We start from the raw sequence: 12937 nt of genomic DNA, 5'->3' as shown, positions 1-12937 counted from the left end.
GTAATAGTCGCTTACTTCTCAATTCATTGAGAAGATTCATTAAAGAATTGCTGGTTTATATTATAGATAAGTTTTACTTACCTTACTCTGTTTAATTTTCAAGGATCATGTCGCTCATTTGCGACTGGATTTATACCTTATCATCTTTGTTTCAGCCTGTCAACTAGTAATTTGTTACCAGTTAACTAATTATTTTGTTGCTTCATCGCAACTGGATTTACATTTTAACATGATTGTTCTAACTCGTCAACCAGTAACTTATTACCAGCTAACTAATTATTCAATCGCTGTTTTGCGATTGGATTTACATCTTATCATGTCTAGTTCATCTCGTCAATTAGTAATTTTCTACCAGATTCTTCATCGTATATTATTACGTGATGTTCTAGATAGCTTTTGGTTGCGGGGGCAGGACTTGAACCTACGACCTTCGGGTTATGAGCCCGACGAGCTGCCAACTGCTCCACCCCGCGTCATTATATATTCTTGTTCGCCGCCTCTCGAAGCGACAAGTGATATCTTATCATGTATTAGTATATATAAATTAGACTATGTATATGCTCAGAGCAAATGTCCCTATTAATAATCCAACATCCTTTAGTATACTCAGTAATGGTCATAATGATACACCCGATTTAGTTGGCTGGTTAATATTTTATCTTAAAGTTGTTTATGAGCTTGGGGATAACTATTCTCCCCAAAGTCTCACCTCATTTTAAAATTTTGTATTAACCTACCTTATTAAGTTTTCTTTTCAATATACTGTTTTCTGTGAATATAATTGCCTCTTTATTAAGAAAATATATGCTAGAATATTTCTTTAGGAGGCTGATTATGGAATCTCAATTCATTCAAGGAAATCCCCTATTTACTGATATAAACACCGTTCCCATTCAATATCCATATCTTGTAGATAACATAAACACAGAGGTTATCATAGTAGGCGGTGGAGTCACTGGTGCTATCTGCAGCTACTACCTTATACCGATAAAAAACTTGATACAAAGGAAATCGAAGAGGAATTCAAATTTAGACAGGATAATAATTTTAACGTTACGCTTATAAAGGAAGAAAACAATCCTTATAGCTTCCCTTTAAAGGCTGGAATACTTTGTGAAAATGCCGGAGCAGAACTAGATCCATATAAATATACTCATCAACTTTTAGATGTTTCCACCAAGCTAGGTCTTAGAGTATATGAAAATACAGAAGTTGTTAAAGTAAATTATTCACAGGATTTTGTAGAGGTAGAAACTCTTTATGGTAAAAAGGTTAGAGGAAAAAAAATAGTAGTCGCTACTGGATATAATACCTCTCTATTTACAGATAGAAACTTTGCAACAAAAAGTACCTCCTTTAACGTAGCCACTAAGCCTGTTAAGAATTTTGAAGGTTGGAAAGATAGGTCCCTTATCCGCGATAACGGTGACCCTTACACCTATATGAGGACTACTAAAGACGGAAGAATTATTATAGGTGGAGAAGATGTTCAATTTATACCTGATATAAATAATGAAAAACTAGCTGAAGAAAAGTATAGTATTTTAGAGCAAAAGCTTAAATTTATGTTTAAGGAGATTGAGAATATAGAAATAGAGTATAGATACTGCGGCTGTTTTGCATCAACCACTGATAACTTAGGTTTTATTGGGCCGGACCCTGTCCATAAGAATCTGTGGTATTGTCTAGGCTATGGTGCTAATGGAATCTTATTTGCAATTCTTGGGGGAATGATGCTTAGTAAATTGTATAAGGGAGAGCATTGTGAGGATATGAAACTATTTAAGGCTGATAGATTTGATAACTAAATTTTGTTGATAAAATAAACAAAGGGCTGTTACATTAAATCAATTTGAAAGATCCTTTAAATAGAATGCCTATTTAAAGGATTTTTCAAAATGCTCATTAACTAAATAATAGTAATATTTTCTGCTTGAGGTCCCTTAGGTCCCTTAGTAACATCATAGGAAACCTTTTGACCTTCTTGAAGTGATTTGTAACCTTCTGAATTTATTTGAGAAAAATGTGCAAAAACATCAGTTCCATCATCTCCTGTAATAAATCCATATCCTTTTTCTCCATTAAACCATTTTACTGTACCAGTCATATTATACGTACCTCCAAATTTTATTATTTTTGAACTCATGATAATAATTCAATAATAAAATTCCCTGAAGATGCTATATTTATTATAAAATTTTTTCTAAACTGTGCTAAGTTGTGTGTCTTTTTAACAAGTTTCGTTATTTTGTACTGATTTGCTGCCTTTCTTCATTATAAAGTATAATGGAATTTCTATTATTAGCGCTCCAAGTCCCTATATAATTTGAACTTTAGCTGCTTGCGTTAAAAGCCAGCAGCTAATACCTAAAGAGATAAAACTTACCTCTTTAGGTATAGCTCCAATTAGTTACAGACGAAGAGACCGAGGGAACTAACTGTTCAAACTATTTAGTACAAAAGGGATTTACAAAGGCCTGCCTAAGCTTGCTAAACATCATCAATAAGACTATCGAATCCAACACCCTTACCCCAAACAGATATAACAGAAATAACATTTACAAAGGCGTTTACATCCTTGTTAGCTATAAATCTCTTGATCAACATGCTTTCACGTGGAGAGCAAATTGTAACCAACTTAATTCGGGTTTGATTCATATATCCGCCTCTAATCTGATAGGTACTGACGCCTCTTTTTATTTTATGTAGTATATAATCTGTTATCTCCTCATGTTTATCACTTATTATTTCTATTTGAACCTTTTTAGAACCAAATCCGAAAAGGACCGTATCTATTGCCTTCATAAATATTATCTCAGAAATAACTGCATACATGGCTATATTCATACCATAAATAATAGCTGAAGATATAATTATTACAGCATCTATGCCAAGCAAAATTTCACTAATACTGATAAAAGGAAAAATTTTATGATGAAGGATTTTCGCTAAAGTATCAGTTCCACCAAAAGAAAATCCTCTTTTTAGTATAAGCCCACAACCTAATCCACTTATTATTCCATAGTAAATTGAGGCTAACATTAAGTCACCCTGTATAGAAGAAACCTTTAATCTATCAAAGACAATTAGAATCACAGGAAACAGTAAAGATAATGTAATTATTTTTAGCCCTTCTCTTTTTCCAAGAGTTACCCATGCAATAGTAAGTACTAATATTGACAATGCATAGTAAATGTAGGTATATTTTACGTGCAGTAGCTTGTCTATTATAATTGATACGCCCGTAATTCCTCCCGTGATTAATCCATTTGTTTTTAAAATTGAAGTAGTTGCAAATGCACAAAGTATGCATCCAGCTATTAAAAATAATAAGTCCAATGTGAGTTTTTTGCAGTCAATTTTTTTCACTCTATCACCTTCCATAACCATTTCATATCTAACTAGTATATTACAGTACATCTTAAGTTAACATATAGGAAATATTAAATTTATGTTAAATGTCTTAAATTAAGAGCAACATGGAGCATCCTTTAAAACTCTAACAGTTTACTATGAATTAAACCTATATCCTGTCCCCCATATAGTTTCAATATAGTCAGGATTTCCAGAATCTTTTTCTATCTTTTTTCTAAGCTTTTGTATATGTACTGCCACAGTAGCTGTATCTCCACAATAGCCTTCTCCCCAAATACTGTTAAATATTTGATCCTTTGTAAAAACTATATTAGGATTTGAAGCTAGAAAAACCAATAATTCGTATTCTTTTGTTGTCAATAAAACTTCCTTACCATTGACAAACACTTTATGAGAATCTGTTTGGATTTCCATGGCTTTATGGCTAATAAGCTCTAAAGTTACTTTTTTACCTGAGAGACGTTCATATCTTATAATGTGAGATTTTATCCTTGCAACTAATTCTGCCGGGCTAAAGGGTTTAGTTAAATAATCATCTGCTCCAAAGCCTAAACCTCTTATTTTGTCTATATCTTCATTTTTAGCTGATACAATTATAATAGGAATTTCAAACTTATCCCTAATTTCTTTTACTATCTCATATCCATCTTTACCAGGCAGCATCAGGTCTACTACAACTACATCATAGATGCCAAGTAGAGCTTTTTTTAATCCTGCTGCCCCATCTTGCTCTATATCTACCTTATATCCGTTTAACTGAAGATAATCTCTCTCTAAGGCTGCAATGTTGTTATCATCTTCAATTATCAAAACTTGTTTCACAAAAACCTCCCCTTCCTTATATCATTAAGTTCTGCATTATCATTAAATCGCTACAGGAAGCTCTACTCGAAAAGTGCTGCCCTTTGACAAAGAGCTCCAAACGGAAATTCTTCCACCATGGGCTTCTACCATTTCCTTAGCAATTGCTAGTCCAAGTCCTGTACTCATTAAGTCCTTTGTTCTTTCTGTATCTATACGATAAAATCTATCAAATACAAAGGGAAGTTTATCCTCAGCTATACCTGGACCATTGTCACTGATATTAATCCTTACAAGATCTGCCTCATCTTCTAACTCAATAGAAATAGCTAAATTTTCTTCATGACCGTACTTAACAGCATTTCCTATAATATTTCTTATAGTTTGATATATCCTTTTTCCGTCTATGTTAACTTCTAATTCTTTTTCTATTCTATCAATAAAACTAAAATTAATATTTTTTTCACCTAAAACAAAGGTAAACTCTTCCACAATATCCTGCATAAAAGGTTTTATCTTTACTCTTTCAAATTTAAAATCTACCTTTTGCATATCAAGTTTTGAAAATAAAAATAAATCATCAATAAGTCTATTTATATAATCTATATTACTATGAATTGTTTTAAGATACCTATTTATTGTATCAGGAGAATCGGCGACTCCATCTAATATAGCTTCAACATATCCATTTATTGAGGTAATTGGGGTTTTTAAATCATGTGATATATTCGCTATAAGAGTCTTTCTATTTTCCTCATATTCTTTTTTTAACTTTTCCCCTTGCTCTAATTTTTCCACCATTTCATTAAATTCATCTATTAAAATGCCAATTTCATTATAAACTTCTTTTTTAATTCTAATCTGGTAGTTTCCCTTAGCAATTTGCCCTACTCCAGTTTTTAAGCTTTCGATAGGCTTTATAATTCTTTTCTCTAAGCGCCAGTATATATAAAGATGTGCAATCTCCTTGGCAGTAAATATTGCTGCAAAGAAAATGGTTATAGACTTAATTCCTACTACCTTAAAGATTAGGTAAATTATAAATATATTAATAAAAAAAGCCATCGGACGAAGCCATATCAAGTATCTATGGCATAATTTAAATTCATTTCTATGCTTTCTGCGTATCTTATGAGTTTGATGTAAATGTTCATGATTTTTATGATGCAGTTCATGCCATTCATGGTGCTTTTTATACCACTCTTTGTTAAACTCACTTTTATTCTTCTTAAAAATACTCATATATATCACCTTTAAAATTTAATTACAATAATATTACCACAATATACTCCCACTTAAAATAAAATAATGGGTGCAAAATTTAAGCTTACACCCATGCATATTTACCAACTAAAGTTTACTAAAGCATTTAAACTATTTTCACCTTTAGCACTAACTTCTATTTTTTCAACTTCATTATTTTTATTAATGTATATATTTAACTCAGCATTACTATTTTCAGAACATAGTAATGCTTTAATGAACTCACAGTGCTTATGATGATCTCCCATCTCTTTAACATGGAGGTTTTTATGATGCTCAGCTAAATCTTTGTGCTGATCCTTAATTTCATTGATTATATCCTTTAAGTTGAGAGATAATATAGATATTCCATCCTTTTCTTCAGCTTTAAGATTTTCTAGTACATTAAGTATAAAAGTAATTTTTGAAAGTTTTGCCTTTATACCTCCATGTCCACAACATCCCCTACCGTGATGACCCATATGATGGTTTAATTTGTGATGTTTACAATCCTGCATGTTAAATTCTGTATTGCTTTCATGTTTTACTTTCTTTCCATCGCAGTTAAATTCACTGTTTATTTTAGCCTTAGATTCCCCGGTAGTTGTGTTAGTAATAAATTCTTTAGACAAGGACAATACTTTCTCTTCACCCTTTGCTGCATCAATTTTAATGTTTACATCAAAGGCTTCTTTTTCCTTCATAGTTTTAAATACATCATATAAAAGTTTAATCTTGTTCATTAATATGACCTCCTAATATTTTTGCAAGGATATTATTTGGTGTCCTTGCTTCCTATGAGTTCATTATAAAGACAGAGGTTAAAAATCCTTTAAAGTAATTTTAAAAATTTTATAAAGAATTATAAAATAAACTTAAAATGAAAGTATAAATCTCTATGACTTTTTCCTCTAATTAAATTCTGCTATATAGTTTTCTTCCTAAGTAGAAGCTGTTGCTTTTGATAAGGGAGAACTTACTATAGTTCTGGTGGACAAACCTTCGATACTTTGGTAAAATTATCAATTGATGTTCTAAGTTCGGTTTATTTTTCAACTTAACTAGTCATCTCAAAAGTTCATTCATAAATATTTATTTTATGAAACTTTTATCTATCAGTGAAATGGAGGTTGTAATATGAAAGCTATGTTAAACAAAGAAATCTTTTATAAGTATATTGGTGCAGTTGGTGGAGCTCTTTTTTTTGCTGCTGCTTTAAATATAGTTATTGTTCCATTAAACTTATATAATGGAGGTTTTACAGGAATAGGACAACTTGTTCGAGCAATACTAATCAATTATCTTCACATAACTTTTCCTGAAAACTTTGATATCACAGGAACTATTTTCTTTTTACTTAACGTTCCTCTTCTTATATTGGCTTATAAAGAGTTGAACCGTGACTTTTTTGTAAAAACAATTATTACAGTTACTTGCCAATCCATCTTTCTATCTTTTATACCTATACCAAAAACTCCAATCATTAAAGACACTTTGGCTGCTTGTGTTGTTGGTGGAGTAATTATGGGCTACGCTGTAGGAATTACTTTGAGACTTGGAAGTTCTGGAGGCGGAGTAGATATTTTAGGTATATACTGTGCAAAAAAGTATCCTGATTTTAGTGTTGGAAAAATAACTTTGTTAATAAGCTTTTTTGTATTTAGTGGCTGTGCCATCATGTTCAATTTAGAAACCTCTATATATTCCATTATTTTAACTGCCATATCAACTTTTGTAATGGATAAGGTACACGATCAAAACATAAAAACCAGTGCTCTAATCTTTACAAAAAAAGAAGGCATTCCTGATTCCATAATGCACCAATTAAATCGAGGTGTAACTGGCTGGATCGGAAGCGGCTGTTATACTAATGAAAAAACCTATATTTTAATGACAGTTATTTCAAAGTATGAAGTAAAAAGATTAAAAAAGATTGTTCATGAGATTGATTCTGATGCATTTATGATTTTCAATGATGACTTAGGGGTTATCGGAAACTTTGAAAAACGATTCTAAATTGTATATAATAAACTTTTAAATAAAGGTAGACTTGCCCCCGGACAAGTCTACCTTTATTTTATTTAACCTATATTATCATATCAAATCTATCTATTATTCTTTGAATGCTGCTAACCGTCTTACTCACATGATACCACTGGGCCACTGCTAATAAGTTATTGAATTGCTAGCATCTATTACAAATTTATCTATACTATTACTATCCTTTAGTCTATCTAAAGTCCTGTTAACTTCTTTTACTAAATCTTCACTTCCCTTTTTCATTGCTGCTGCAGAACCTGTATAGTCAGTACTAAGTTTTATATCAGATATAACTATATCACTATCCACATATGCTTTAGCAATTGGTGTTCTAAGAACTACCCCATCTACTTTGTGATTCTTTAATGCCAAAACTAAGTCTGATATTGTTGTAAATGCCATAGGTTCAGTTAGTGTAATTTTTTCCTTAACTATAGATTCTTCAATACTTCCCTTTTGAACTCCTAGAATTTTACCATTGAAATCAGTAGCTGACCTAAACTTGTTCTTATCTGCAGTTCGTACTATTATGTTTTGAATCTCTTCGTAATAAATATCAGAAAAATCTACATGTTTTTGTCTTTCTACTGTTGGACTTATTCCTGATATAACTAAATCCACTTTTCCCTGATCTAGCGCAGCCAGCAGTCTATCAAATTGCATATCTACTATTTCCAATTGAACACCTAAGTCTTTTGCAACTTCTTTTGCAATCTCTATATCAAAACCAACAATCTGATCCTTTCCATTTATCGACTTATGAAACTCATATGGTGGATAGTCTGCACTGGTTCCAAGTACAAGTTTGCCTGTCTTTTTTATTCTTTCCATTGTTTCAGATACTTCAAAGCTGGAACCAACTCCAGTTACAATACTATTTACTGATGCATCTGAAACTACTGCAGTGCCACCTAAAATTATTACATTATTATATTTGTTATGTTGGGCTTTTATGGACTCCATTACTGAAGAGTCAACGGAGTTACCAACTAGAATTAAAGGTGAGTTGCTGGAAGAGGCTAATACACTTCCGGATAGTGCATCTGGATAATTTTCTCCTGACGCAACATAGACTTTATCATAGTTAAACTTATCCGCAAAATAATCTAGTACTGCTGAATTGGTTTCATATCGGCTTAAGCCTCCAAGTCTTACAGAATTATTTAAATATGAATCAATCTTAGTTCCTACTACTCCTGTGCCGCCAATTATATAGTTTTCCATAAAAGTTTTATTTGCTAAAAAGTTTTTGGTTACTATGGGCAAATCATCTTTGTCAGTAAGAAGTATGGGCATTCCCTTTTGTGCTGCAATTGGAGCAATAGATAATGAATCTGCGAATCCATAGCCATTGGTTACTACTACTCCAGTTGTATTTTCTAAATTTTTAGCTACTTCTATAGCTACTTCTATAGCTGTTTCAAATCTATCTTGTCCATATATTCTAGTGGTTTCAATCCCCATGTTTTCTAATTCAGCTTTTACGTTATCAGATACAACTCCAGTTCCACCAATAATAAATACTTTTTCTACCTTCAGTTTTAATAATTGGTCTTTGCTCTCTATACCTAAGGCATTCTTACTAGTTAAAAGTATAGGTGCTTTATACTGCTTGGCCAAAGGAGCAGCACATAATGCATCTGCAAAACCTTCTCCACTTGCTATTACAGCATATTGGGATGATGTCCAACCGGAGCTTACAATTTTAGAATTAGTCTCATACCTGTCATTTCCCCATAACCTATCTTGTAATGTTGCTGCTTTAACAACATTTGATGTGAAAAATATTAGACAAGACACAATTGCAGTAGAAATAGACATTAACAATCTTTTCTTCATACTTATCCTCCTATCTATAACTCATATATCAATTATAATATCTATTTGGAAATAGTTCCATTAATTTACTCTAAAATAAATTAACTAGGAGGATAAGTAACTTTTATTTAAATCAATTTCTCAGGAATAAATTTAGAGGAAATCCACCTTATCAATATATAATCAGCTATGAATAAAGCAGCACCTACTATAACCATAACAAGATTACTAATAGTAAGTACACCTGTCATCTGACCTACTAATGTGAGAATTATAGGAATAACAAGAAGAGAACTTACCTGTTGAGCATCTTGAAAGGTTTTTGATTTTGCTGATACCATTACAGTAAAAATCAAAGAAAACAAGTTAATTGCTGGTGAAATCCAAAGTATAATAATCAGCCATTTTATATCTGGAAAGATAAGTCTTCCAAAATAGATAAAACCGCCTATATTTACTATAATACCAAAAGCAACAAAGGAAAGTAATGTTATAATATATGCAGGTATAAAAACACCTAAAATCTTTGCCCTTAGCAGTTCTTCCATGGATATTGGTGTATAAAGTAGTGTCTCCATCGTTTTATGCTCCCTTTCCCCTACAAAGCTGCTGGCTCCAATGGTTGCTGAGCACATTACTGGAATTATAAGAAAGTATGATGGAAACATATAGTTTATAGCAACTTTTATAAACAGTTGAGAAGGACTATATGCCATATATTCAGATGGTAGTTTTTTTATAATTGGTCCAAGATCCCTAAGCACATTATCATCATATCCAATATAATTAGCACCTATCACCATCGCCAAAGGTATAATTACAGTAAGAATAATCGGTACAATAGTCATCGGTAGAATAACTTGCTTTGAATTTGTTATTTCATGTATATCTTTATCAATCAATGCCCTTTCACTACTATTCATATTCAATCCTCCAATATTGTATTATCAGCTGTACCTTTTATATACTTAAAGTACAATTGTTCCAAGGACCATTTTTGTTGTGACACTTCATAGATTTCTCCACCATTTACTACTATATTTTCAATAAGAGCAGTTACCTCTTTATCCCCTAAAATAGGCTTGCTATATAAATTATTACCTTCATAAATAAAGCCAAGCTTCTCCGGAATATTTTTTCCTCTAATTTTTAATTCAATCTTAGCATTTTTCTTTGAAGCAAGCTCATCAAAAGTACCTACACCTAATATATTGCCTTTATTTATAAAACCATACAGTGTACATATATCTTCCGCATACTTTAATTGATGAGTACAAAGAAAAATTGTAACTTCATTTTCCTCTGCAAGTTCTTTTATAAGTCTTGTAACATTAAGTGCATTTTCTGGGTCCAGGCCAGAAGTAGGTTCGTCAAGAAATAAAACCTGTGGACTGTGTATGAGAGAAATAGCTAAAGAAATTCTCTTTCTCATTCCTGTACTGAAAGTCTTTACCTTCTTATCCCTTACCTCTGACAATTCCAGCTTTTCCAATAAGAAATTCCTGCGTTTTTTTAAAAGTTCTTCTTCCATGCCATGCATCTTTCCAAAGAATATCAAATTTTGCTCAGCAGTAAGATTTTCGTAGCAGGATGCACTTTCCGTCATAACTCCACAAAGTCTGTGAAGCTCAATATTGTTTTTCTTCAAAGGTTTTCCTAAGATTTCAGCATATCCAGAGGTTGGCAAAAGAATCCCATTGAAAATTCTAACAGTAGTAGTCTTTCCAGAGCCATTAGGTCCAAGAAAGCCAAATATCTCACCTTTAGGTATACTGAGATTTATATCATTTAATACATTAATCTGTCCATCATAGGATTTCTTAATATCTTTCATATTTATTGCATTCATTTACTTACCTCTCAAATTTTGCTCTAAGCGTTTTATTAATAATTTATATATATCTTCTTCTTTCATATCATTCACCTCTAACAATATGTTATTACTTTGGGTATTTACCGTCAATGGATTGCTAGTTGATTTTGGTTGAAAAAGTTAACTGGTAAGAAACTAAAAGTACCCTGTAGGGTGATGCAGCCTTTTTTCTGTATCAACCCTACAGGGTACAGTTTACCCATTAAAATTAAATTTTACTTTTCATTGCTGATCTGAACATCATAGCTGAGGTAGATAGAATTACAAACACTACCACCCATTTTAACATGGTGAGGGGCAGTTCTTTAACAATATAGGCAGCGATTAGAACTCCTACAATACCAAAAATATTTGTAGCCAAGGATACCTTTCTATGATATGCTCCTTCTCTAACAAACTTTATAGCCGCTACAGGTTCAAGGAATGCACAGGAACCCATCATTATAGGAAAGGCTACCTTAGGGGACATTCCCAAAGCAAAAACCAAAGCCATACATGGTGCATAATTTCCTATTCCTATGCACATTAAAGCTCCAAGAATAAAGTTACCTATCAATCCTATTATCAGCTTAACTCCTGTAAGTTCTGTTGCTGCTCCTCCTACAGGCATAATATTTAGCAATCCTGCCAGCATTACAAATGCAACAATCACAAGGGCTGTTCCCATTCCAATCTGAACCTTTTTCTTCGGGAGCTTGGCAACTATTCCAGCACCAAAATAGGAGCCTGCAGTAGCTGCTATAATCATAGTAACCAACGTAGTTATATCAACTTTAATAACAGTGACGAATATAAGTGCCTGTGTTACCACCGGAACACAGTTTGCAACATTCAAAGTACCTGGGATTATTCTGTCATCCACAAGCTTTAACACTTTATAAACCGCAGTGGTAGGGGCGAAGCTTCCAATTCCCAAGGCGTCAAAGAAATTTGCTACCAAACCTACTGTTCCATAAACTAACCAATTGCCGCCCTTCTCAAGTCTTCCTTCTTTTTTTGCCTTCATGTAATCCTGGAAAAAAATAAACGCAAAAACCATGGTGAAAATTGAAAGGATTCCTAAGATAATTTTAATGATCATACTAAAATCTCCTTACTAATATCCATATAGTAATACTTGTCCTTTTCATACATTATATAACATTTCAAGGGAATTGTCAGTTTAATTCTGTAAATTGAATTATAAAATAATTTTTATTCAAAAATGTTATTTTACTTTCCTATTTAAATTTCTGGTAACCAAAGATCCTCATCTGCTGTAATTGCCTAATCTTATCAAGACTTGCAGGTGGGCAAAGCCTGTTCAAATTGCATTAATATGTACACTTATGGTAAACTTATCTAGAAGAGAGGTGTTACTACAATGAAAAAACTGATAAAAGTAGTTGGAGCTGTTATAGAAAACGAAAACAATGAGATACTATGTGCTCTTCGTTCTCCAAAGATGTCCATTCCAAATATGTGGGAATTCCCTGGGGGAAAAGTTGAAAAAGATGAAAATTTAAAACAAGCTATAGAAAGAGAGATAAAGGAAGAGTTAGGATGTAAAGTTCAGTATTCTAATATATTTAATGATAACACTCATGAATACGATACCTTTACAGTGAATTTAATTACTGTGAAGTGCAAATTAATTTCAGGCACTCCTACTGCCAGTGAGCATTCTAAGCTTATATGGTTAAAGAGAGAGAACCTGCCTTCCTTAAAATGGGCTCCAGCAGATATTCCTGCAGTTTTACAATTGGCATCAGAGAAGGTATAGCTAAAATACTATACCTCCCCTGTAGA

The 12937-nt window shown here is 32.4% G+C and carries 11 protein-coding genes, 1 tRNA gene and 1 pseudogene; 3 read left to right on the top strand and 10 right to left on the bottom strand.

Translation table 11 applies throughout. The features are described 5' to 3' along the window. Window positions 1-397: 397 nt before the first annotated feature. Window positions 398-473: transfer RNA gene (locus P8V03_RS11685), tRNA-Met, on the bottom strand. A 361-nt stretch (window positions 474-834) separates the two neighbouring features. On the opposite strand from P8V03_RS11685, the pseudogene P8V03_RS11680 reads away from it, so the two are divergent. Continuing rightward, window positions 835-1808 (top strand): annotated as a pseudogene (locus tag P8V03_RS11680) (NAD(P)/FAD-dependent oxidoreductase). A gap of 101 nt (window positions 1809-1909) precedes the next feature. On the opposite strand, the gene P8V03_RS11675 reads toward P8V03_RS11680, so the two are convergent. The 5 genes from P8V03_RS11675 to P8V03_RS11655 form a co-directional block, all read right to left on the bottom strand. After that, entirely contained in the window at window positions 1910-2107 is a 198-nt protein-coding gene (locus P8V03_RS11675; RefSeq protein WP_261671699.1) for a cold-shock protein, read from the bottom strand. A gap of 383 nt (window positions 2108-2490) precedes the next feature. Further along, complete coding sequence (locus P8V03_RS11670) at window positions 2491-3369, bottom strand: YitT family protein (protein ID WP_318798243.1); 879 nt, start codon at window positions 3367-3369, stop codon at window positions 2491-2493. A gap of 141 nt (window positions 3370-3510) precedes the next feature. After that, window positions 3511-4197 carry a response regulator transcription factor gene (locus tag P8V03_RS11665; protein ID WP_261671702.1) on the bottom strand — a complete coding sequence of 229 codons (687 nt, stop codon included), beginning with the start codon at window positions 4195-4197 and terminating at the stop codon, window positions 3511-3513. Between the two features lie 42 nt (window positions 4198-4239). Next, window positions 4240-5418 (bottom strand): sensor histidine kinase, encoded by a 1179-nt coding sequence (locus P8V03_RS11660; protein ID WP_318798242.1) that lies wholly within the window; start codon window positions 5416-5418, stop codon window positions 4240-4242. Between the two features lie 101 nt (window positions 5419-5519). Beyond that, window positions 5520-6161 carry a hypothetical protein gene (locus tag P8V03_RS11655; protein WP_261671704.1) on the bottom strand — a complete coding sequence of 214 codons (642 nt, stop codon included), beginning with the start codon at window positions 6159-6161 and terminating at the stop codon, window positions 5520-5522. 394 nt (window positions 6162-6555) lie between these two features. Between P8V03_RS11655 and P8V03_RS11650 the strand changes: the two genes are divergently transcribed. Continuing rightward, window positions 6556-7434, top strand: coding sequence for a YitT family protein (locus P8V03_RS11650; RefSeq protein WP_318798241.1), 879 nt, complete (start codon window positions 6556-6558; stop codon window positions 7432-7434). 150 nt (window positions 7435-7584) lie between these two features. Here P8V03_RS11650 and P8V03_RS11645 read toward each other — a convergent pair whose 3' ends face one another. From P8V03_RS11645 to P8V03_RS11630, 4 genes are all read right to left on the bottom strand, one after another. Beyond that, entirely contained in the window at window positions 7585-9297 is a 1713-nt protein-coding gene (locus P8V03_RS11645) for a cell wall-binding repeat-containing protein (RefSeq protein ID WP_318798240.1), read from the bottom strand. 107 nt (window positions 9298-9404) lie between these two features. Then, complete coding sequence (locus tag P8V03_RS11640; RefSeq protein ID WP_318798239.1) at window positions 9405-10199, bottom strand: ABC transporter permease subunit; 795 nt, start codon at window positions 10197-10199, stop codon at window positions 9405-9407. Window positions 10200-10201: 2 nt separating this feature from the next. Then, entirely contained in the window at window positions 10202-11125 is a 924-nt protein-coding gene (locus P8V03_RS11635) for an ABC transporter ATP-binding protein (protein WP_318798238.1), read from the bottom strand. A gap of 232 nt (window positions 11126-11357) precedes the next feature. Then, entirely contained in the window at window positions 11358-12230 is an 873-nt protein-coding gene (locus P8V03_RS11630) for a sulfite exporter TauE/SafE family protein (protein WP_261671709.1), read from the bottom strand. A 282-nt stretch (window positions 12231-12512) separates the two neighbouring features. Here P8V03_RS11630 and P8V03_RS11625 point away from each other — a divergent pair, with 282 nt between their 5' ends. Continuing rightward, on the top strand, window positions 12513-12911 hold the full coding sequence (locus P8V03_RS11625) for a (deoxy)nucleoside triphosphate pyrophosphohydrolase (protein ID WP_318798237.1): 399 nt from the start codon (window positions 12513-12515) through the stop codon (window positions 12909-12911). The last annotated feature ends 26 nt before the right edge of the window (window positions 12912-12937 follow it).

The sequence above is a fragment of the Clostridium tanneri genome, from assembly GCF_033659955.1.
GTDB classification, from domain to species: domain Bacteria; phylum Bacillota; class Clostridia; order Clostridiales; family Clostridiaceae; genus Clostridium_AM; species Clostridium_AM tanneri.
This window is presented reverse-complemented; position numbering and strand designations above follow the sequence as displayed.